This is a genomic window from Alteromonas sp. BL110 (assembly GCF_003443615.1).
In the GTDB taxonomy this organism is placed as follows: Bacteria; Pseudomonadota; Gammaproteobacteria; order Enterobacterales; family Alteromonadaceae; genus Alteromonas.
In genome coordinates this window covers 3,815,899-3,837,368 of the sequence record NZ_CP031967.1, presented here as the reverse complement: position 1 = coordinate 3,837,368, position 21,470 = coordinate 3,815,899, and the positions used below count along the sequence as shown (strand labels likewise).

Here is a 21,470-nt window from a genome sequence, read left to right as displayed (position 1 = left end):
TGGCGTACAGCTTGATATATCAACTAGCACTGCTCACGGTGCTAGTTGCCTTTAGAAGTGATTCGAAGTCGAGCTTACTCATAGGTCTCGCTATATAATAGCCTTGCCCATAGTCACATTCCATTCCTTTGAGAATTTCAAATTGCTCTCGGGTCTCAATGCCCTCTGCAACAACCTTAATTCCAAGCTTTTTAGCCATAATGATAATAGCTTCACAAAGTACTTTATCGTTACTTACATCTGTCATCGTTTTAACAAAGCTTTTGTCGATTTTTATAAAATCGGTAGGAAACTTTTTCAGATAAGAAATGGAAGAATACCCCGTACCAAAATCGTCAAGGGCTATACCAACACCAGCTTGCCTAAACTGAAACAACTTTCTAGAGACCTCTGCGTCAGCCTTCATTAAAAGGTTTTCTGTCACCTCAAGTAGAATCGACCTCGCTGAAATATTCATTTCAAGCAATCTGTTAAGCCAGTCAGTAATATTCGACTCTTGATGAAAATAATGACTAGGTGATGTATTGATACTGATTTGAAGATCACGGCGATATTGCGACTGCCAATACTTTACATTCCTGCACACTTCATTAAAAACCCAGTCGCTTATTTCAATAATTAAGCCAGACTCTTCAGCTAAAGGTATAAATTCGTCGGGCGGGATTCGCCCTTTTTGAGGATGCTGCCATCGAAGCAAAGCCTCTGCCTTTAAAATCTGACCATTGCTAAGTGTCGTTATAGGCTGGTATTCAACGAAAAGTTCATTGTTTTTAACAGCATAACGGAGGTCATTTAAAAGAGAGAGCCGTTTTACCGCTGCTTCATGCATGTCTAGGGTATAGTATTTGTAACTATTTTTCCCAGAGGCTTTCGCTTTGTACATGGCTTGATCAGCATACTTCAACAAATCCTTAGTATTATCAGCATCATCTGGATATAAAGTTACCCCTAAACTACCGCTAGTATGCACCCGCTCTACATCGATAAGAAATGGCTCAGCTATCACTTCGAGAAGCTTCTGTATTATATCGTCCACTGAACTTAAGTTATTGATACTACTCAAAATGAGGACAAATTCATCGCCACCCAGCCTAGAAACCGTATCATTGGCGCGTACGTTTTGCTTCAAGCGCTTAGCACAATCTTTTAAAAGCTCATCGCCTACATCGTGTCCGAGCGTATCATTTATATCTTTAAAGTTATCGAGGTCCAGAAAAAGAACGGCGACCTTGTCATTTTCTCTCTTAGCTGCCTTAATCGCTAAGTCGAGATGATCAAGCATGAGGTTTCTATTCGGTAGACCCGTAAGCGTATCGTAATTGGCTTGGTTCCAAATAAGGTCGTTAGCTATATCTCGCTCTATCGCTATGCTTGCAATATGTGCAAATTGTTCTATCAGGATAACTTCTTCAGGGGTCGGTATCGCCTTATAACTATGATAGACAGCGAAGGTACCGATTACATTTCCATTTGCCCCTCTGATAGGTTGAGACCAGCAAGACGCTAATCCCGCTTTTGCAGCCAATTTGTGGAAACCATCCCAATAGGGGTGTGTACTAATGTCTTCCACAACTGTGGGACTATTGGTCGCTGCTGCATTGCCACACGATCCTACACCATGCCCAATTTGAAGACCGTCTATGGCATCGTTATAGAATTCAGGTAATGATGGCGCTGCACCTTTTCTTAGCTTGCCCTCTTGCAGCAGCAAAATACTACAACGCTTGTTGGGGTATTCTCCTTCAATAGCATCAACAATATCGAAAAGAACACTGTGGAGAGATTCCGCATTTACTACTTTTTCGAGAATAGTACTTCTAACCCGCGTGAGTTTTTGCGTTTGCTCAAGTCGGTCTTGGTACTCAGTAATTTGCTTTGATAGCTCTGTGTGTTCTTCTCTACAAATCTCTGCGTTCGCGAGTTCAGCTAGTTTTTCAAGTTGAAAAAGTTGATTTTCACTTAAGTCATGTGGCTTTGTATCAAGTACACATAAAGTGCCTACAGCACAACCATCTACAATAAGCCTTATTCCTGCGTAAAAGCGAATATGGGGTTCACCTAGAACAAATGGATTATCTTTAAAGCGCGGATCTTTTTGTGTGTCTGGGACAATAAATGGGCCAGTTTCATAGATGGTATGACTACAAAAGGCAATATCGCGTGCGGATTCCTTTAGATCAATATTGAACGAGGATTTAAACCATTGTCTGTCGGTGTCGATAAGCGTGATCGTTGCGAACCGGCAATTAAGTACGCTACTTGCTAACCTAGTAATGCGATCAAAACGCTCTTCATTAGGCGTATCTAGTAGCGCTAACCTTTTGAGAATAGATATTCTCTCGACTTCGCTAGTCAATGCTCCAGAAATTGCCACTCTATACTCCAATATACTAACCCACCATTAGCCGCCGTTTCATTTCGCCACACGGCGACAGCGATATAAGCATTGCTAACCACTAAACTTTAGCATTACTAATAGAAATGTAACATTTTTCTTTAGTATACAAAGATAGCCCCTGTTACGCTTTCCCTAAACACATGTGGGAGTAAACAGCCTATAGAGAGAACACTCGTCAAATTTGAGGTATTCAAAGGGCGATGCATTATTCTTCGCGCGGTTACTATCGTTTTATAACCAAAAAGATACCACCCAATGTCATGATAGAAGCGAAAACAACCTGAATATTTAGTTGCTCACCAAGTATAGTCCATCCCATCAAGGTTGCGATTACTGGAACACTTAACTGTACAGTAGCAGCAGTAGTTGATTTTATAAGTGGTAACACGCTATACCAAATTGCATAACCACATCCTGAAGCAACCATACCTGACATTAGTGCTAATAACGCTCCAGTATTATCGAATACTATTTCATTACTATTTAGCGTTAATAAAAACCCAAATAATGGAATACACAAAATAGATGCGTAAATAAAGTTGCCCGACGTAGCAAATAAAGCAGACTTGCTTGTTTTCCCTAATACAGAATATACACCCCACGCAATACCTGCTGTTACCATTATTATGCCAGCTAAAAGTGAAGGGGCCGATGCACTCGGCAGTAATAAAATCACGAGGCCAGCGAAAGCTAGGAGAAAACCTAGCCATTGGACACGCTTAAATCGCTCGCCTGTTGCTAAGCCAAAGGTGATCATTGTAAGTTGGACTGCGCCGAATAGTAATAACGCCCCTGTGCCAGTAGACATGGAAATATAGGCGTATGAAAAGCACAGCGCATATAAAAACAGCGAAAGGCCACCTAATAAACTCGCATTGCTTTTAAGGTTTACCCAAAGGCTTGAATCACCCGGTGCTTTTCGCAAAGAAAAGAGCGACAAGAACGTAAGTGCTAACGCGCCGCTTATTAAGCGCAACGCGGTAAAGCTAGCGGGATCAATGTCTGTATTTGCTAATGCCATTCTGCACAGTAACGAATTTGCAGCAAAAGCAACCATTGCTACCGTAACTAAAGAAAATGTTTTAAACAATGAACGCTCCTTTGCGCTTGTCTCTATTCCTAAATACGCATTCTTTCAAAGAATGTATCGCTAAAATAATAACTTAAAAAGGTTTTCTTCAGATAACCAACTTTTAAATGTTAGTTGTAGACGAATAAACAAAAAAGAGGACCCAAAGGTCCTCTTTTATTCAAACTGCAACCAGCTTTGTGACTATAAAGACAAACCTAAACGCTCGGCAACTTCAATGTAAGTTTCTACAACTGAACCAAGCCCCTGTCTGAAGCGGTCTTTATCCATCTTCTTGCGGGTTTCTTTATCCCATAAGCGACAGCCGTCAGGTGTAAACTCATCGCCTAATACTATGTTGCCATCTTTATCGACACCAAACTCGAGTTTGTAGTCAACAAGAAGCATACCCGCTTCGTCGAACAAAGCTTTCAATACATTGTTTACTTTGAAAGTTAGCGCCTTCATTTCAGCAATCTGAGCTTCGGTTGCCCAACCGAATGATAAAACGTGATAATCATTTACCATTGGGTCGTGAAGCGCATCGTTTTTAAGGAAAAACTCGAAAATAGGTGGGTTCAGGTCTGCACCTTCCTCCACTCCAAGTCTGCGCACCAAAGAGCCGGCAGACAAGTTTCTCACCACACACTCGACAGGGATCATATCGAGCTTTTTAACCAAAGACTCTGTATCAGAAACCAAGGCTTCAACTTGTGTTGCAATGCCCGCTTCTTCAAGCTTAGTCATTATAAAGTGGTTAAACTTATTGTTTACTTCACCCTTGCGGTCAAGCTGCTCTATTTTTTCACCGTCGAACGCTGAAGTGTCATTGCGAAAGTGAAGAATTAGTTTATCGCTATCATCAGTGTAATAAACAGTTTTTGCTTTACCGCGGTAAAGCTCGTCGCGTTTTTCCATTCTCAGTCTCAGTTATATATCAAGGTTATCTTCTGACATGACCTCAGCGAATGCACTGTAAAGGTCGGAAACCTGATTTGCTTCAAACGGTACACTTTCATTATTCATGAAGGTAACTGATGTGCGATTTGCACCCGCCTTTGCAACTTTCAAGCGATAATCACCCTTTTCAAGTAATTCGGCATCGCTTGAGAATAAACCATCCCACCAACTGCCCTGGTCGCCATTATAACTGACGAATAACAGGCCATTTGATTTATCTAAATCTTTAACATCAAACCCTAGTTTGCGAAGTACTAAAAGCATTCTTGGCCAGGCAACATCATATTGCGCTTCTACGATATACGCTGCATCACCATCATCGTTAAAGCCCATTTCTGTGTTAATGCCCTGACGAATCTTCGCAATTCTTCGGGTTTCAGCAAGCTGAATTTGGTATTCGTAATGACCAATAACCTGGTTCAATACCTCAACTTCTTCACGGCGTTCTTCCATAGAAGAAGCTTCTGCAACTACATCTTTACCAATTGTTTGCATGTAGTCTTTTAAATCAACCGTTAGTGCAGCGCTACGCCCATGAGGTTTAACGTCCAGGCTGAATTCAAAGCGACGACCTATTTCACTTTCTTCATCTGTAAAACTATACCACGGGCCGTCGATTTCTTTAGTCATGACCATCCAGTCGGTGACCAAAACTTTATCTTCAGGGCTGAAGCTATCTACACCTATTCCCTGCTCATCTAAGAAACTTAATAATGAGTTCCAGATCGCTTGGCTTAGCGGTTGGCTATCGTCAACTTGGTCGAACCAAATGGTTGCCGAACTCTTACCTTCTTCAACGTGAGAACCAGTAACTAGAGGAAGAACCAGCGCAGGAGATTGAACCATCAAGTTCTTACCTACCAGCGAAGGGTCTGCTTCTTTGCCAACCTCAGGTAAAGCAAAGTCTCTTGAAAAACTAGGTGCATCTAAGCCAGGCGGTACTTCTAACGTCTTTTGTTCTTTAGTTTTTAAGTACCCGTAGTTACCTGACGCAGTCTTTCTATCTATTTGGCTTGAACAACCTGCAAGTGCAACCATCGCTACTGAACTTGCTATAGCCAGCGTTCTTTTCATCTGTATTCCTTATTACCCAGAAATCAATGCGTATTTTTTTAGTAGTTCTTCGATACGTTTTTGGCTTGATAGTTCCGGTAAAACCATAGGTAATCGCATAACAGCACTTTTCATCATCCCCATTTTGTATAACGCCCACTTCGGCATTACAGGGTTTGGCTCAATGAAAAGGTCACTGTGCAATAGCTTGATTTTTTCGTCGATCTCTCGACATTTATCAAATTCTTTATTGAGGGCTGCTTCGCACATCTGCGCAATGGCCTTAGGTACGATATTAGCGGTGACCGAAATGACACCATGTCCACCCTCACACATAAATTCAGCACTTGTGCCATCGTCGCCACTAAGAATAACAAAATCTTCCGGCACGAGGGGCTGGGTTTCTTTTAATCGAGCAATATCACCAGTCGCGTCTTTAAGGCCAACAATATTCTTGTGGGTTGATAATTCTGCAACGGTTTCAGGAAGCATGTCAGCGACGGTGCGCCCCGGTACATTATAAAGAATCACCGGCAAGTCGCTGGCATCGGCGATAGCGTTGAAATGGGCAATCATACCAGCCTGTTGTGGCTTATTGTAATAAGGCACTACGCTTAAGAAGCCGTCAATACCTGTCGCACCTAATTGCTCGGTAAGAAAAATGGCTTCCGCGGTAGAGTTTGCACCACTACCCGCAATAACTGGGATAGCACCTGACGCCATTGCTACTGTTTCTTTGACCACGTTAATATGTTCATCAAACGGTAGCGTTGCTGACTCACCCGTAGTTCCAACAGACACAATACCATGAGTGCCCTGCTCTACATGAAACTTCACAAGCTTCTCTAAAGACTTGTAATCGATATCGCCGTTTTCGAGCATCGGCGTGACGAGTGCTACGTAACTACCAGTAAACATAATCTCTCCGCAAAATGTGAGCGCACATGGTAATTATGTCGGTGCTTAAACACAAGTAATAGCGCATGTAAAATGACAAGAATTTGACAATATCTTATTCAAACGCAAGAAAAAGGCGCTGACTTCTAAAAAAACTCTGTGCTAACATCGCGTCATTATTAACATTGAAGTGAAGAAGATGTCGAAACAACAACTTATCGTTACCATTTTAGGTACAGACAACACTGGCATCCTAAGCGAAATTGCAACTACGGTATCAGAAGCTCAGTGCAATATTCTAGATAGCAGACAAGCTATTTATGGCAAAGAGTTTTCGTTGACTATGATCATTGAGGGAACGCAAACTGCCATTACCAAAGCAGAGTGTATACTGCCTGCGTTGTTTCAGCGCCTTGATTTGCTGTCAATGATGAAGCGAACAAGTCACCATGAAAAGCAAAATCTCGCGCACCTCTTTAATGTTGAATTTAGTGGTCAAGACGAAACGGGTCTAATTAAAGCCGTTACCGGTTTTTTCGCAGAGCGAGACGCCATGATTAGTGCGTTTAGACAACGTACATACAAAGACAAAGCCACTGGTAAAGACAACATGCGATGCAAATTTATTGTTTCGCTTACCTCAGATGAAAATATCGATGTTTTAGAATCTGATCTAATGTCCCTGTTCGAATCGTTAAACGTGACAGGCAAAGTAGTAGACAAACATAAAAAGGATCCCAATGAAAACGTTACAAGCTGGTGATAAAGCTCCACAATTCTCATTGCAGAACCAAAATGACGAAACCGTATCTTTGACAGATTACGCGGGTAAAAAAGTACTCGTGTATTTTTACCCTAAGGCAATGACGCCAGGCTGTACAACTCAAGCACAGGGTTTACGCGATGTTAATGATGAACTGACTGCAAAAAACGTGGTTGTGTTAGGTGTAAGCCCAGATGCCGTTAAACGCCTGCCTAAGTTTATTGAAAAAGAAAACCTTAATTTTACTCTGCTTTCTGATGAAGACCACGCTGTTGCCGATGCATTTGGTGTGTGGGGACCTAAAAAGTTTATGGGTAAAGAATATGATGGCATTCATCGCCAAACTTTTCTGATAGACGAGAACGGTGTAATTGAGCATGTTTTCAATAAATTCAAAACAAAAGAACACCACACCGTCGTTCTTGATTACCTGAACAGCTAGATTTTAGTGCTAACAAAAAAGCCCCGGTAGCGCTGTGTTGTCGGGGCTTTTTTATGCGTAACAATGACTACTTTGCCTCTTCGGGAATTGCAACAGGATTGCTTGACCATGCCGTAACGACGGCTTTCACAAGCGTTGCAAGCGGGATCGCGAAAAACACACCCCAAAAGCCCCAGAGGCCACCAAAGACTAAAACAGCAACAATAATGTAAAGCGGGTGAAGACTAACCGCTTCAGAGAATAATAGCGGAACCAGTAAATTACCATCTAACGCCTGAATAATGCCGTAAGCAATCATTAGATACCAAAACTCTGGTGATATCCCCCACTGAAACATTGCAACAACGGCAACGGGTATTGTGACCACGGCAGCACCGATATACGGGATAAGTACAGAAAAGCCGACTAAAACTCCAAGCAAAATGGCGTAACGCAAGTCCATAAGAACAAAAGTCACACAGCTCACTACGCCAACGATAATAATCTCAATCACTTTGCCGCGAATATAATTAGCAATTTGAGAGTTCATTTCATGACCCACCTGTGTAATTAAGCGGCGTTCTTTTGGCAATAACCGAGAAATACTGTCTAGAAAGAAAAGCTTGTCTTTCAACATGAAAAATACCATTAAGGGCACTAGCACCATATATACTAGCAGTGCGGCTAAATTAGCAATATTGCTGAACGAAGCGGAAATAAGGGTTTCTCCTACCTCTACTAGCTTTTCATTTAACCCCTCCATCATCTGATGGATTTGATACACCTGTACGTAATCTGGGTATTTATCAGGTAACGTTAAGATCCACTCTTGGGCCTTTTGCCAAATTAATGGCGTTTCTTGAATCAGGTTCACGCTCTGTTTGGAGATAATTGGAACCAATCCAATCAAGGTTAAAATCGTGATAGTGATAAAGCCGAGCATAACCACACCGCATGCCAAAGTGCGACTGACCCCAACATGTACTAAACGACTTACCGGCCAATCAAGCAGATAAGCTATAACCGCAGCGACAAGCACAGGCATAATTAGCCCGCCCCACAACAACAATACTGTTGTGGTTAAAAGAATCAAAATGAGCAGCATTGCCGCATCAGGATCGGAAAATTTGCGTCGGTACCATCGACCAAAAACGCTAATCATAGAAACGCCTAGAAATAACTAAGAATAGGACGTGCATCATAGTTTATAGCACTAGCAATTAGCAATAAGTAGTAGTTAAGAATCTTTCAAAATCAAACTGGTATGATGTTTTTACAGTATTACTATTAGTGTGTAGAGTATCATTATAGACAGTTGTTAAATAAACTAGGTTAACTTGTCGTAATATAAGCGGAGCAAGTGGCAAGCCTAGTCAAATGTTAAAGTTCGGTCGAGTTTTCATTTGGCATGTATTTTTTAGACAACAATGTATTTGTAATCTCATTTACTTGAAAAGTGAGTTTAAGAAAATAATAAAATTTGAAACTGTTTAGCTACTTAGTGCTCTAAGCGTTATGCAGTATTAAACATGTACAATAATTGTAGGTTCATGAGAAAATATTTTTCAGCATCTTTAGTTGCCCTTTCCTTCGTGCTCACATCGAGCCTAACGGCTGTTGCACAAGATGCCAATTACAATAATAAGAATGCGCTCCCCGAAATAGGTGTGGTTGCCTCCGATGCTATATCACTTGATAAGGAAATGATTGTAGGCGATGCCGTAATGCGCCAAATGCGCGGGCAAAGCCCGGTTATCTCAGACCCCGTATTGGATGAATATTTGCAAGATATTGGCAACCGCTTAGTTGTCCATGCCGACAACGCAAAGTTCCCCTTTGAGTTTTTCTGGGTTAACAATGACGCCATAAACGCGTTTGCGTTTTTCGGTGGTCATATCGGAGTACATACAGGGTTAATGCGCAGGGCTAAAAACGAAAGCGAATTGGCTTCAGTACTTGCTCACGAAATATCTCACGTTACCCAGCGTCACATAGCGCGACGTATGCAGGCGCAGCGGCGCTCATCGCCTTTAGCTCTGGCTTCGCTTATTGGTGGTGTACTCATTGCAATGGCTAATCCTGAAGCCGGGATTGCGGCCATGCAGGCAGGTTCCGCGGCATCGGCCCAGCTCCAAATTGACTATACACGGACAAATGAACAAGAAGCAGACCGAATTGGTATTGCTATGCTGGCAAGAGCAGGTTTTGATCCAAGCGCTGCTGCTTCTTTCTTTTCTACAATGGCGGAAGAGTACCGTATGGTTTCCCGACCGCCTGCACGACTTCTGACTCACCCTTTGACCGAAACTCGTATTGCTGACGCAAGGAACCGCGCCGGAGATTACCCTCGACGTTACCTTCCTATAAATAAGCAGTTTGAATTGGCAAAAGCGCGAATAAAAGCGCGCTATTCGTTTAAAGCTGATTACGCAATAGAATATTTTGAAGCCGCGGTAGACCAAGATGTTCAGCGGAGTAAAGAGGCATCGCTTTACGGCTTGGCACTCGCCTACATGCGAAACGAACAAATTGATAAAGCCAAAAAAATAATGGATAAGCTTATTGCCGGCGATAAAGATAATCTTTTTTATCTCGATGCTATGACTGACATTTACATCTCTTTAGGGCAACCTTTAAAAGCGGTAGAAATGCTAACACCTCACGTTCAGCATAACCCGAGAAATCAGGTTTTGGCGCTAAATCAGGCGAATGCCTACATTAGTGCACACAAGTACGACGACGCTATTTCGTTACTTAAAGATTTTCTACTGGTAAGGAAAGATTACCAGCTCGCACACCAGTTAATGAGTGAAGCGTATCAAAAGTCCAAACAGTTTTCGCAAATGCATCAAAGTAAAGCGGAAGTCTATGCCCTTTATGGTGCATACAATCGCGCAGTAGATGAACTTCAATATGCATACAATTTTGCAGGTGACAACCACCTTGCCAAGCAGCGAATTAGGGCTCGCATAAAGCAATTCCGCGACCAGGAAGAGCGCTTAGAGCGGCTCTAGTGGGCTATATAGTAGAATTGCCGTCGCCCCTTACCTTTTTCACTTAACTTAAATCAATCTTGCTCAGCGCTTTTTAATTCACTAAGGCGCTGGCGCAATTTCGCTGCTGTCACTTCCCCCATTATCGTATCTTTTATATTCCCATTTGGGCCCACAATAAAAGTGGCCGGTAAATATGGGGGCTTATCCATCGGTAGTTTAGTATCAGAAGAACTAATGACAACTGGCACTGCAATGTCGTGCTTCTTTATCATGGCTGTCAGTTCAGCCTTTGTTTTGGGGTCGTAATTAATTGCGAACAGCTGGGTATCATTTGGCAAGGATTGATGAAACAACGCCAGTTCTGGCATTTCTCGAAGGCATGGGGCACACCAAGGCGCGAAGTAGTTCACAATTACCCATTGTCCTTTAAGGCCACTCCAACTATATTTTTCCCCATCCAAGGTTTCAAAATCATTCTGAAGACTCTGATAGGTAAAGAGCCCAGCTAAGGCAGCAATAGTAAAAAGAATGATAAGAAGAAGCGGTTTAGTTTTGCCCACATTGCTGTTTAAAAGTGAGAACGACATGCAACCCTCTAATTACATTTGTTTTTGCCATAGTGCCAGATTCTTCACCCCTTCTCTAATAGAATTTGAAACACCCTTCGTTAAGCTCCTTTCTGATTTAGCACGATGCAGAGGTATATTGCGCACTTTATTAACAACTAGGCGTAAACTGCTTGATATTAAGAAGCAAAAACGCAATAGTTCGCGCCAAAAGTAAAAACTTTGAAAAGGGGCCTATATGTCAGACATTACTATTATTCATAATCCACGCTGTTCTAAGAGCAGACAAACACTTGCGCTACTCGAAGAAAAAGGTGAAGCGCCAGTGGTGGTTGAATATTTAAAACATCCCCTAGATGCACAAGGGCTTAAAGCGATATTTAAAAAACTTAACCTTGAATCGGTTAGGGATATGATGCGTACAAAAGAGAAAGAGTACAAAGAAGCTAATTTAGGTGACGAAGAATTATCTGATGAAGCACTTTTCAACGCCATGGCTCAGACGCCGAAACTAATAGAACGTCCTATTGTTATTAAAGGTGAGAAGGCACGTATCGGTCGACCGCCTGAATCGGTATTGGATATTTTGTAGTGCAACCCGTTCTTGTACTTTATTACAGTCGACATGGCAGTACCAAGCGTTTAGCCGATGCTATCGCCCAGGGAATATCGTCACAAAATGTGCCGGTTATAGTGCGCACGGTTAAAAGTATTAACGAATCGAGTAGCACCTCTGAAGATGTGTCAAAAGATGCTGCAAGTGTAGTCCCCGAGGTTACACTTCAGGAACTTGAACAATGTAGCGCGTTGGCTCTTGGTAGCCCTACTCGCTTTGGCAACATGGCCGCGCCAGTTAAACACTTTTTAGACTCGACAAGCAGCCAATGGTTGAAGGGTACACTGATTGATAAACCGGCCTGCGTTTTTACTTCGTCATCAACCATGCACGGTGGCCAAGAGTCCACGCTGTTGTCTATGATGATACCGCTTATTCATCACGGTATGGTAATTTGCGGTCTTCCATACAGCGAACCAGAACTGCACAACACAACTATGGGCGGTAGCCCTTATGGTGTAACACATGTCGCGCACCACAGTTTAAGTGCACCAGAGCAACTAAGCGCGGATGAAAAAGCACTGTGCTTTGCTCAAGGTAAGCGTTTGGCGACGTTTGCAAAGAGACTGGCGAATAACGATTGATTTGCGATACGACAAACGCGTATCGCCACAACGTTTAGATAAAAATTAAAACCTGATTTCTTCGGAGAATAAACATGGCACCAGATACGCGTTTCTTTCGCTATCTAGCACTTATCAGTCATACTGGGCTAATCATATGGATAACGCTCTGGCAATTTACATTTACTAAAGAGCATACTTACTCCCCAGTCTTTATTGCCCTATTTTATATTCTACCCTTATTGTTACCCTATTGGGGCGTATTAAAAGGCAAGCCATACACTCACGCTTGGGCGAATTTTGTAGTCTTATTTTACCTCATTCACGGGTGTACCGTTGCCTACGCTGTGCCTGCTGAGCGCTGGTATGCGGTAGTAGAAATTATTTTGTGCACCGGCATGTTTGTTGGATGCAGCGCCTTTGCGAGAAAACGTGGTCGCGAACTGGGGCTAGGCATTAAAAAGCTCAAAGAAGAAATGAAAGAAGAAAAAGCGCGTTTTGAGCAAGGGCAACAGTAGCGGTTGGGTGATACAGCGTTTCTCTAAGCTTTTCACCCGTATTGGACTCTATCTGGCAACTGGCTTTTTGTAGTGGACATAAATCTGCACTTTAGCTAATTCAGGTTAAGCTCCCGCTTAGCTAATCTAGTTTAAGCTCCCGCTCAGCTAATCTAGGTTAAGCTCCCGCTCAGCTAATCTAGGTTAAGCTCCCGCTTAGCTAATCTAGGTTAAGCTCGCGCTTTAGCTAATTTAGGTTAAGCTCGCGCTTAACCATGCCCACCGATAGGCGTTTTTGTTCTTGGAGTGAGCGTGTGTCTAGGCGGGCAAGCAAAGACATGAGGCTCTTTAGATCTCGTTCGCTGTGATGCAGTAGAAACTGCAGTGCTTGGTTTGAAAGCTTAAGGCCCCGCTCTTCAGCGCGCAGGCGTACCGCCTCTTCACGACCGCTATCATCAAGCTGATTAACGTGATAAATAACACCCCACGCCAAGCGGGAACGCAAGTCAGGAAGCACGAATGCCGGGTTTGATGGACCCAAATGGCTGGTACAAATTACCATGGCTTGTTTAGCTTCCATAACACGATTGAATAAATCAAACAGCGCTTCTTCCCAGCGCTTATCACCAGCTATAGCGTGTATGTTGTCTAATGCTATAAGCGACAGGTTTTCTAACCCTTCGAAAATATCTAACGACCACGCTTTGTAGTCATTAAGATTTAAGTACAGGTGATTGACTGTTCTGCCTGCTAATTGATGGCAGGTGGCAAACAGTAGGTGACTTTTGCCTACTGCACTGCTGCCTAATAAGGTTAGCAGTGGAAGTTGTAATGAAGCCAAAGCACTCAACTTTGAGGTATCTCGCCAAAGTGGTAGCGCTTCTGAAATTTGCTCTAGCACTGAAACCACTTCTTCGTTACCCGTAGAAACGAAACTATCAAAATTTTCGTCTACAGGTAGCGTTACGGGCAAAGGCAGCTGCATGCTAATTTAATTGCTCCAATAGAAACTGTTTCCGTTAACAGTTTGCCCGTAAGCGTCGGTTACAGGACGTAGTTTATTTTCTAACTTAACGCTGTTAAGTAAATCATCGACCGTACCCACTAAAGTTAACGAATAAGTGGCCACCGTACCTGATTGCTCTACGAGGGTTGCGTTTTCGATTACACTTAAGCTGTTTAAATAGTCTGTGGCACTGGCATAGCTTGCAATGGTACCAACGTTAGCGATTGAGATTTTGATAACCTCGCGTTCAGACTCCTCGATCCCCACAACGGCGTAAAGCGATGATAGATAATTTGAATACGCGTCTACCAGTTGATTGCCCAAAGCTTCCGGTGAATCACCATAAATGCTACCGTAACTTACTTTACCACCGCCGATGAAAACCCAATCCAGCGCAAAGTCGCCTTCATCTGCTCGCTTAGCGTAATTGGCAAATTCGTTCATTGTAAATGGTACTGTTGTATTTTCTATTTGTTCTACAGGCAATGGTTTTTCACCATTTCCGCTAGGCTGACCAGTAACAGCATCGTTCTCGTTTATTGGGCCTTCACCACTACCAAGCAACGAATTCGTTTCTGCGTTAGTTGAATCGGTTGATTGATCATATTGGCGTCTAGCCTGCGCTTCATCATCGAGCACATTATCTAATGATTCCACTGTACCTGACGGCACAATATTTTCGGGTAATTCCGGTATCGCATTTGGGTCATTGCGATACACTCTGGCGCCGATAATGTTATCCACGCTATATCGCATTGAAGCTTTACGAAGCGGCTCTACAAATCGTCCCCATACATCGTAAGTAGAAATATTAACGCTGTCTGTTAAGTCCATTAGAGGCAGGCTGAGGGGCACGCCACGCTCTTTAGCAGTCTGTTTCAGTGCTTGCTGTAGCTCAGTATCGAGTGACTCATCAAGGATGGTACGCGTTGCGCTTTCATCTTCCTGTGCCAGCCACACTATAGTCTCGGGGCGTCTGTCGCCCCAAAGCGGTAGCAATTCGCGCTGCAGAATCTCATTAAGTTTTGCTTGGTCGAATTCAGCGATGTAGTAGGTTCTGTTTTTATCAAACGCAAAGCGATATGAGCGCAGTAGCGATTGAGGTGATGTTAATGCTGCTCTGACACCGGCGTTGTCAAGTACACTCGTGCTGCCCGACATTTTAATAAATACTTGCTTTAGCGCTTTTTTGAGTGCTGTTTGCTGAGTGCGCTGTGTTTGGTCTTCAACTTGGACTTGCGCTTCATTAACAACTACGCGCTGAGCGGCATGCGTAACTGCACTGTAGCTAAGTATTGCAACAAGAGAAGCACTCAGTATACGTTTTAAACCTACTCTCTGCTTATTTGCCTTATTGGTGTTACGCATTACTGCCGTCAACATTGACACTCCATACTCTCTAAAAATCAATTCCTTACCTACCCAACCATGAGCCAAACACATTTCAAAAAACGCTTGAAAGCAGCCCACCATTCACTTTGTTCACTCTTAATATCAGAGCAAGACATTTTATGTAGCAAGATGTTCACCAAAAACTAGCGTTCTATTGTCTTTTATATTCAGTTTAATTTCACCCTTAAAATAAAAAAGATCAAAAAGCGCATAAAATAGCCGTCACAAATTGGACTTGTGCCGACTTGCTGGTAGAATCCGCGGTTTTCTACCTCTTAGTTTCAGGGCCCAACCGTGAGCGAAAATAAAACCTCTTTAAGTTACAAAGATGCAGGCGTAGATATCGATGCAGGCAATCAACTTGTTGAACGCATCAAATCAGTTACCAAGAAAACCCATAGACCTGAAGTAAAAGGTAATTTGGGTGGTTTTGGTGCACTTTGCGAACTACCTACCAAATACAAAAAGCCGCTACTTGTATCAGGTACTGACGGTGTAGGTACTAAACTAAGAGTGGCAATGGATGCGAATCGTCATGACGGTGTAGGCATTGACCTTGTGGCAATGTGTGTTAACGACCTTATAGTGCAAGGTGCTGAACCGCTATTTTTCCTAGACTATTATGCTACAGGTAAGCTTGATGTTGACGTTGCAGCTTCAGTGGTTACCGGTATTGGTGCAGGGTGTGAACAGGCGGGTTGTGCGCTTATTGGCGGTGAAACTGCTGAAATGCCCGGCATGTACCACGATGGCGATTACGACATTGCAGGCTTCTGCGTTGGTGTAGTTGAGGCTGATAACGTTATTGACGGCACGAAGGTTAAACCAGGCCAAAAGCTCATTGCTTTAGGTTCGTCGGGCCCACACTCAAACGGTTATTCTTTAGTAAGAAAAATCATCGAAGTAAGCGGCGCTGATGTAAATGCTAGCCTAAACGGTAAGCCAATCATTGACCAGTTACTTGAGCCTACTCGCATTTACGTTAAGTCGGTATTGGCTTTGCTTGAAGAGGTTCAAGTTAGTGCAATTTCACACATAACAGGCGGCGGCTTCTGGGAAAACATCCCACGCGTACTTCCTGAAGATGCGAAAGTGGTAATTGATGAAAGTTCGTGGGAATGGCCTGCTATCTTCTCTTGGCTACAAGAAAACGGTAACGTAACGCGCCATGAAATGTACCGCACCTTCAACTGTGGTGTTGGCTTAGTTATCGTTGTTGATGAAAGCGATACCGATGCAGCCCTAAACATCCTTAAGCAACATGGTGAAAATGCGTGGGTTATTGGTGACATCGCTGCAAAAGACGGCGAAGAGCAAGTAGAGATCAACGCGTGAGTAGCAGTGTAACCAAAATATGCGTACTTATTTCTGGTAATGGCAGTAACTTGCAGGCCATTATTGATGAAATAAAAGGCGGCCGTCTTAACGCGAAAATCAGCGGCGTAATTAGCAACCGCCCTAACGCTTATGGCCTTGAGCGCGCAAGAGAAGCAGGTATCGAAGCCGTGTGTCTTGATCACACTGGTTTTGATACTCGAGAGTCTTATGACGAAGCACTCAAGGCACAAATTGATGCTTTTGGCGCAGACTGTGTTGTACTTGCTGGCTTTATGCGCATCTTAACTCCAGAGTTTGTCGATAGCTTTGCTGGAAAATTAGTGAACATTCACCCATCTTTGTTGCCGAAGTACAAAGGTTTGAATACGCATCAGCGAGCCATTGACAATGGAGATAAAGAGCACGGTGTAAGTGTACACTTTGTTACACCTGAACTTGATGGTGGCCCGGTTATCATTCAAAGTCGTGTGCCTGTGTTTGATGAAGACACAGCTAGTGACTTGGCTGAGCGTGTTCAGGAACAAGAACGCCGCATCTATCCGCTAGTACTATCATGGTTTAGTGCTGGTCGATTATCGATGCAAAACAATAAGGCAGTTTTAGATGAGCAAGAACTACCAGAATCTGGTTATGCAAGCGATTAAGCCTTTTGCTGTTGGTGCACTGTTAGCGGTATCCATCTCAGGGAACGCACAAACAATGTCCCATGCCGAGGAAACTGAACTATCGCTTCAGCCTTATAAGGCTACTTATACCGCTTACAAATGGGGTGACGACGTAGGCGAAGCGAATATTGAGCTTTCGAATTTAGGCAACCAACAATATTCCTTAATTTATACATCCAAGGTTTCGAAGTTTTTCTTGTCAGACAAACGCAGCGAGCACTCTATCTTCACGGTAAACGAAGATACGGTTGTGCCCTCTGAGTATTACTATAACCGCTCAGGAACTGGGCCGGATAAAGAGCTTAAAGTAACATTCAGTCAGCAAGGACAAGGTAAAATTGAAGTCGAAAATGGCGAAACCTTCGACTGGAATGGTGAATTTGATAATCAAATTTATCGGATAGATTTGGCCAAACAGCTAGCCGCAGGTAAAAAGTCGCTAGACTATAACTTTGTTAATTATCGTGGGCAGCTACGCCACTATGGCGTGCAGGTAGTAGATAAAGAAGTATTGTCGCTGCCGTTTGGAAAAGTTGAAGCAGTTAAAGTAAAGCTCATTAGGGAATCGAAGAAACGTGAAACCTTTGCTTGGTTCGCACCATCGCTAAACTATACACTGGTTAGACTTCAGCAGTTTAAAGACGGTGATGAGCAAGGTGATATCAAGCTCAAGTCGTTTGAAATACTGTGAAGTGTACTAAAACGATACAGCTCGTTTTGTAACAACTTATTCAACATGCAATAAAGCACGCTTTAAATAAGATTTAGGCGTGCTTTTTTATTAACAAACATATGTTGCACGTCTGCTGCTTACCCACTTTAAAACAGTCGCAATTCACATTTTCAATCGCCCAATATAAGTAGCGACTATACTTATAAGTAGTGATGCCCACTACCCTATTATTTATGTCGTTGTTAATAGAATATTCATGTAAAAATCTTGATCTTTGCCCTATTAAATAATAGGTTTACAGCATGCTGGTCAGACCTCGATTGTTAACGACTTTTTTTGAAGCGTTTTTATAGAACCGAGGAAATGACAAGTGTAACGTTTAACGCCTTTCAGGAGTGAAGTATGGCAGATTTTATATGGTTTTTACTGGTCGTTCTGACACTAGCGATTGCTAGCTATCAGCGTACCAGCTTGGTAACAGCTGTTGCCATGGGCGCAGGTGTTATGATTTTAGGCACCCTTTTCGGTGATATCGGCCTGCTAGGTTGGGTAGTGTTCCTTGCTTTAACACTGCCGTTCACGCTTGCTAATATCAGAAAACAGCACATTTCTAAAAAGCTGCTTGCCTTCTATCGCAAGGTTATGCCGGAAATGTCGAGCACAGAACAAGAAGCTATCGACGCGGGCACCGTTTGGTGGGACGGCGATATCTTTAGCGGTAAGCCGGACTGGGACAAGCTTCACCGCATCCCTAAAGGTCGCCTAACAGCAGAAGAACAGGCATTCTTAGACGGGCCTTGTGATAAAGTTTGCTCTATGGTCGATGAGTGGCAAATTAACCACAAAGATGCAGACCTACCTCCTGAAATTTGGCAGTTTTTGAAAGAACACAAATTCTTTGCCATGATTATAAAGAAAGAATATGGCGGTCTTGAATTTTCAGCCTACGCACAATCACGTGTTCTGCAAAAGCTTGCAGGCGTAAGTGCGGTACTATCGAGCACGGTTGGTGTGCCAAACTCACTAGGCCCGGGCGAACTACTACAACACTATGGTACGAAAGAGCAACAAGATCACTATCTACCTCGTCTTGCAGCGGGTGAAGAAATCCCTTGTTTCGCATTAACTGGTCCTGAAGCTGGTTCTGATGCTGGTGCAATTCCTGATGTTGGTGTTGTTTGTAAAGGCGAATGGAACGGTGAAGAAGTACTGGGTATGCGCCTTACCTTTAACAAGCGCTATATCACTCTTGCACCTGTGGCTACCGTTATCGGCCTCGCTTTTAAACTGCAAGATCCTGAAGGTCTTCTTGGCGATAACAAAGAGCCTGGTATTACCTGCGCGCTTATCCCTCGCGATACTAAAGGTCTAGAAATTGGTCGTCGCCACTTCCCTCTTAATACACCATTTCAGAATGGACCTATCAAGGGTGAAGAAATCTTTGTACCTATCGATTACATTATCGGTGGTCCAGCGATGGCGGGTCGCGGATGGCGCATGCTTGTAGAATGTTTATCAGTAGGACGTTGTATTACCCTACCTTCGTCTGCTGCTGGTGGCGCAAAATCTGTTTCACTTGCAACAGGTGCATATGCACGTATTCGTCGTCAATTCCGTATGCCTGTAGGCCATATGGAAGGTGTTGAAGAAATGCTTGCGCGTATTGGTGGTAATGCCTACTTGATGGATGGTGTAACGCGCTTTTCAACAGTGGGTGTTGACCTAGGCGAGAAACCTTCTGTTATCTCAGCAATTTGTAAGTACCACTTAACCGAAAAAATGCGTCAAGTCATCAACGACGCGATGGATGTTCACGGCGGTAAGGGCGTAATGCTTGGGCCAAACAACTATTTGGGTCGCGGCTATCAAGGTGTACCTGTTTCAATTACGGTTGAAGGTGCAAACATCCTTACTCGTAACATGATGATATTCGGTCAAGGCGCGATGCGTTGTCACCCTTATGTGCTTAAAGAAATTGAAGCTGCATCTATTGAAGACAAGAAAGAGGCGCTTCAAGCGTTTGATAAGGCAGTATTCGGTCATATCGGCTTTGCAGTAGCTAATACTGTGCGCAGTATTTGGTTCTCACTAACTAATGGTGCGTTTAGCAGTGCTCCATTTACTGATGAAACAGCGCGTTACTATAAACTGCTTCAAGGTTATAGCGCTAACCTAGCACTTCTTACTGATGTTTCTATGGGTGTACTTGGTGGTGACCTTAAGCGTCGCGAGCGTTTATCTGCGCGTTTAGGTGATATTTTAAGTGGCCTTTACATGGGCAGCACTACTTTGAAGCGCTTCGACGAAGAAGGACGCTTGAAAGAAGATCTTCCGCTTCTTCATTGGGCGATGCAAACCACATTGCACGACATTGAGACAGCAATTGATGACTTCTTAGCGAACTTCCCTAACCGTGCAATTGCGGCAGCGCTTCGCGTTATGGTAATTCCGTTTGGTCGTCGTATTGGCAAGCCTTCTGATAAAACAGAGCATGCTATTGCACAAATGCTTCAAACGCCTTCAACTGCACGTAGCCGTTTAGGCTATGGCCAGTATCTAACACGCGAGGAAGGCAGTTTGTTTGGCGACCTAGAACAAACACTTGACGATGTATTAGCGAGTGAGCCTATCTTTGAGCGCATTTGTAAACACAAGAAAGCCAAGCTACCGTTCACTCGATTGGACGTACTGGCTGATGAGGCATTAGCTGAAGATGTTATTAACGAAGAAGAAGCGAACTTGCTACGCAAGACAGAAGCAGGACGACTTCGCACCATTAACGTTGATGATTTCGATCACGAAGAGTTAGTAGCTAAAGTTAACTCAACGTCAGCTGCTAAGAAACGAGGTGGTAAAGCTGCTTAGTTCAATCCCCAGAATAAAAGGCCGCGAAAGCGGCCTTTTTTGTCAAAAATTCATTATAGCTACGCTAATTGCTCTGATTGCCCAAAGTACTAGCTTCGCCAACCCCGTTACCTGTGGTAATACTGAGCAAGCTCAAGCCTTGTCTTTACTTATTGCTAACGATAAAGGGCAAAAACGCAATCTGCTGCAGTGCAACCCGACACTCGTTGAATTAGCTGAAGTCAAAGTGAAAGATATGGCCGACAGAGGCTTAGTTTCACATTTTTTAGGTGGTAGCCCTAACACTCGCATTCGAAATGCGGGGCTCACTCTACCTGAATATTATGGTAAGGCTATGAGCAACCAAGTTGAAGCGTTAGCGGGCGGGTACACTACGGCTGTTGATGTTTGGTACGCATTGAAAAGGTCTAACTCTCATCGACAGCACTTGTTAGGCGAACTTCCGTTTTATGAAGAGCAAGACCAAATTGGTGTTGCTTTTTATAAAGACTATTCAACACCTCACGTTGAATACTGGGCGGTGTATCTAACTAAGTTAGCGGACACTACTACTTCTTTAAAAGACGATAACTCATCAACGACGTTACTCTTGAAACGCCAAAAGAAATTTGATCATGTACCTGATAAAGGTTTAGACATTGTAACCGAGAGCGGCAATATTATTTTAAAAACAGAACTTTAAAGACAAAAAAACCGGATGATTAATCCGGTTTTTTTTAAGGCAAAACTTAC

At 43.2% G+C, this 21,470-nt stretch carries 20 protein-coding genes; 11 read left to right on the top strand and 9 right to left on the bottom strand.

Annotation, left to right across the window (positions count from 1 at the left end):
• Nucleotides 1–19: 19 nt before the first annotated feature.
• The 5 genes from D1814_RS16640 to dapA form a co-directional block, all read right to left on the bottom strand.
• Entirely contained in the window at nucleotides 20–2,374 is a 2,355-nt protein-coding gene (locus D1814_RS16640; protein WP_118494514.1) for a sensor domain-containing phosphodiesterase, read from the bottom strand.
• Nucleotides 2,375–2,621: 247 nt separating this feature from the next.
• Complete coding sequence (locus D1814_RS16635) at nucleotides 2,622–3,488, bottom strand: DMT family transporter (protein ID WP_118494512.1); 867 nt, start codon at nucleotides 3,486–3,488, stop codon at nucleotides 2,622–2,624.
• Nucleotides 3,489–3,671: 183 nt separating this feature from the next.
• Nucleotides 3,672–4,385, bottom strand: coding sequence for a phosphoribosylaminoimidazolesuccinocarboxamide synthase (purC, locus tag D1814_RS16630; protein WP_118494510.1), 714 nt, complete (start codon nucleotides 4,383–4,385; stop codon nucleotides 3,672–3,674).
• A 12-nt stretch (nucleotides 4,386–4,397) separates the two neighbouring features.
• Nucleotides 4,398–5,501: an outer membrane protein assembly factor BamC gene (gene bamC / locus D1814_RS16625; protein ID WP_118494508.1), complete on the bottom strand. Its 1,104-nt coding sequence runs from the start codon at nucleotides 5,499–5,501 to the stop codon at nucleotides 4,398–4,400.
• 12 nt (nucleotides 5,502–5,513) lie between these two features.
• Nucleotides 5,514–6,398 (bottom strand): 4-hydroxy-tetrahydrodipicolinate synthase, encoded by an 885-nt coding sequence (gene dapA, locus D1814_RS16620; RefSeq protein ID WP_118494506.1) that lies wholly within the window; start codon nucleotides 6,396–6,398, stop codon nucleotides 5,514–5,516.
• A gap of 178 nt (nucleotides 6,399–6,576) precedes the next feature.
• Between dapA and D1814_RS16615 the strand changes: the two genes are divergently transcribed.
• Both D1814_RS16615 and bcp read left to right on the top strand, forming a co-directional pair.
• Nucleotides 6,577–7,140 (top strand): glycine cleavage system protein R, encoded by a 564-nt coding sequence (locus tag D1814_RS16615; protein ID WP_118494504.1) that lies wholly within the window; start codon nucleotides 6,577–6,579, stop codon nucleotides 7,138–7,140.
• Nucleotides 7,118–7,582 carry a thioredoxin-dependent thiol peroxidase gene (gene bcp, locus D1814_RS16610; protein ID WP_118494502.1) on the top strand — a complete coding sequence of 155 codons (465 nt, stop codon included), beginning with the start codon at nucleotides 7,118–7,120 and terminating at the stop codon, nucleotides 7,580–7,582. The genes D1814_RS16615 and bcp overlap by 23 nt, the downstream gene beginning before the upstream one ends.
• Before the next feature lie 67 nt (nucleotides 7,583–7,649).
• On the opposite strand, the gene D1814_RS16605 is transcribed toward bcp, so the two are convergent.
• Complete coding sequence (locus tag D1814_RS16605; RefSeq protein ID WP_118494500.1) at nucleotides 7,650–8,723, bottom strand: AI-2E family transporter; 1,074 nt, start codon at nucleotides 8,721–8,723, stop codon at nucleotides 7,650–7,652.
• Between the two features lie 388 nt (nucleotides 8,724–9,111).
• On the opposite strand from D1814_RS16605, the gene D1814_RS16600 reads away from it, so the two are divergent.
• Nucleotides 9,112–10,575, top strand: coding sequence for a M48 family metalloprotease (locus D1814_RS16600; protein WP_118494498.1), 1,464 nt, complete (start codon nucleotides 9,112–9,114; stop codon nucleotides 10,573–10,575).
• A 53-nt stretch (nucleotides 10,576–10,628) separates the two neighbouring features.
• Here D1814_RS16600 and D1814_RS16595 read toward each other — a convergent pair whose 3' ends face one another.
• Nucleotides 10,629–11,144: a TlpA family protein disulfide reductase gene (locus tag D1814_RS16595; protein ID WP_118494496.1), complete on the bottom strand. Its 516-nt coding sequence runs from the start codon at nucleotides 11,142–11,144 to the stop codon at nucleotides 10,629–10,631.
• A gap of 217 nt (nucleotides 11,145–11,361) precedes the next feature.
• Here D1814_RS16595 and arsC point away from each other — a divergent pair, with 217 nt between their 5' ends.
• The 3 genes from arsC (at nucleotide 11,362) to D1814_RS16580 (ending at nucleotide 12,820) form a co-directional block, all read left to right on the top strand.
• Entirely contained in the window at nucleotides 11,362–11,715 is a 354-nt protein-coding gene (gene arsC / locus D1814_RS16590; RefSeq protein WP_118494494.1) for an arsenate reductase (glutaredoxin), read from the top strand.
• The gene (wrbA, locus tag D1814_RS16585; RefSeq protein ID WP_118494492.1) at nucleotides 11,715–12,323 is read left to right on the top strand and encodes an NAD(P)H:quinone oxidoreductase; all 609 of its coding nucleotides are present in this window, start codon (nucleotides 11,715–11,717) and stop codon (nucleotides 12,321–12,323) included. Before arsC ends, wrbA begins: the two co-directional genes overlap by 1 nt.
• A 74-nt stretch (nucleotides 12,324–12,397) precedes the next feature.
• Entirely contained in the window at nucleotides 12,398–12,820 is a 423-nt protein-coding gene (locus tag D1814_RS16580) for a DUF2069 domain-containing protein (protein WP_118494490.1), read from the top strand.
• 226 nt (nucleotides 12,821–13,046) lie between these two features.
• Here D1814_RS16580 and hda read toward each other — a convergent pair whose 3' ends face one another.
• A complete protein-coding gene (gene hda / locus D1814_RS16575; RefSeq protein ID WP_118494487.1) occupies nucleotides 13,047–13,784 on the bottom strand; it encodes a DnaA regulatory inactivator Hda in 738 nt (245 codons plus the stop codon).
• A 6-nt stretch (nucleotides 13,785–13,790) separates the two neighbouring features.
• A complete protein-coding gene (locus tag D1814_RS16570) occupies nucleotides 13,791–15,188 on the bottom strand; it encodes a DUF2066 domain-containing protein (RefSeq protein ID WP_118495419.1) in 1,398 nt (465 codons plus the stop codon).
• Between the two features lie 303 nt (nucleotides 15,189–15,491).
• Here D1814_RS16570 and purM point away from each other — a divergent pair, with 303 nt between their 5' ends.
• The 5 genes from purM (at nucleotide 15,492) to D1814_RS16545 (ending at nucleotide 21,420) form a co-directional block, all read left to right on the top strand.
• Nucleotides 15,492–16,532: a phosphoribosylformylglycinamidine cyclo-ligase gene (gene purM / locus D1814_RS16565; RefSeq protein WP_118494485.1), complete on the top strand. Its 1,041-nt coding sequence runs from the start codon at nucleotides 15,492–15,494 to the stop codon at nucleotides 16,530–16,532.
• Nucleotides 16,529–17,179 carry a phosphoribosylglycinamide formyltransferase gene (gene purN, locus D1814_RS16560; protein WP_118494483.1) on the top strand — a complete coding sequence of 217 codons (651 nt, stop codon included), beginning with the start codon at nucleotides 16,529–16,531 and terminating at the stop codon, nucleotides 17,177–17,179. The genes purM and purN overlap by 4 nt, the downstream gene beginning before the upstream one ends.
• Complete coding sequence (locus tag D1814_RS16555) at nucleotides 17,139–17,891, top strand: DUF3108 domain-containing protein (RefSeq protein ID WP_232368914.1); 753 nt, start codon at nucleotides 17,139–17,141, stop codon at nucleotides 17,889–17,891. Before purN ends, D1814_RS16555 begins: the two co-directional genes overlap by 41 nt.
• A gap of 384 nt (nucleotides 17,892–18,275) precedes the next feature.
• Nucleotides 18,276–20,738: an acyl-CoA dehydrogenase FadE gene (fadE, locus tag D1814_RS16550; protein ID WP_118494479.1), complete on the top strand. Its 2,463-nt coding sequence runs from the start codon at nucleotides 18,276–18,278 to the stop codon at nucleotides 20,736–20,738.
• A complete protein-coding gene (locus D1814_RS16545) occupies nucleotides 20,722–21,420 on the top strand; it encodes a CAP domain-containing protein (protein WP_118494477.1) in 699 nt (232 codons plus the stop codon). The genes fadE and D1814_RS16545 overlap by 17 nt, the downstream gene beginning before the upstream one ends.
• Nucleotides 21,421–21,470: the final 50 nt, after the last annotated feature.

Excerpts from the sequence above, each read along its gene's own strand:
- D1814_RS16580 (WP_118494490.1), top strand. The coding sequence starts at position 12,398 with ATGGCACCAGATACGCGTTTCTTTCGCTATCTAGCACTTATCAGTCAT.
- purC (WP_118494510.1), bottom strand. The coding sequence starts at position 4,385 with ATGGAAAAACGCGACGAGCTTTACCGCGGTAAAGCAAAAACTGTTTAT.
- hda (WP_118494487.1), bottom strand. The coding sequence starts at position 13,784 with ATGCAGCTGCCTTTGCCCGTAACGCTACCTGTAGACGAAAATTTTGAT.
- D1814_RS16555 (WP_232368914.1), top strand. The coding sequence starts at position 17,139 with ATGAGCAAGAACTACCAGAATCTGGTTATGCAAGCGATTAAGCCTTTT.
- dapA (WP_118494506.1), bottom strand. The coding sequence starts at position 6,398 with ATGTTTACTGGTAGTTACGTAGCACTCGTCACGCCGATGCTCGAAAAC.
- D1814_RS16615 (WP_118494504.1), top strand. The coding sequence starts at position 6,577 with ATGTCGAAACAACAACTTATCGTTACCATTTTAGGTACAGACAACACT.
- D1814_RS16605 (WP_118494500.1), bottom strand. The coding sequence starts at position 8,723 with ATGATTAGCGTTTTTGGTCGATGGTACCGACGCAAATTTTCCGATCCT.
- D1814_RS16595 (WP_118494496.1), bottom strand. The coding sequence starts at position 11,144 with ATGTCGTTCTCACTTTTAAACAGCAATGTGGGCAAAACTAAACCGCTT.
- D1814_RS16600 (WP_118494498.1), top strand. The coding sequence starts at position 9,112 with ATGAGAAAATATTTTTCAGCATCTTTAGTTGCCCTTTCCTTCGTGCTC.
- bamC (WP_118494508.1), bottom strand. The coding sequence starts at position 5,501 with ATGAAAAGAACGCTGGCTATAGCAAGTTCAGTAGCGATGGTTGCACTT.
- bcp (WP_118494502.1), top strand. The coding sequence starts at position 7,118 with ATGAAAACGTTACAAGCTGGTGATAAAGCTCCACAATTCTCATTGCAG.
- D1814_RS16570 (WP_118495419.1), bottom strand. The coding sequence starts at position 15,188 with ATGTTGACGGCAGTAATGCGTAACACCAATAAGGCAAATAAGCAGAGA.
- arsC (WP_118494494.1), top strand. The coding sequence starts at position 11,362 with ATGTCAGACATTACTATTATTCATAATCCACGCTGTTCTAAGAGCAGA.
- fadE (WP_118494479.1), top strand. The coding sequence starts at position 18,276 with ATGGCAGATTTTATATGGTTTTTACTGGTCGTTCTGACACTAGCGATT.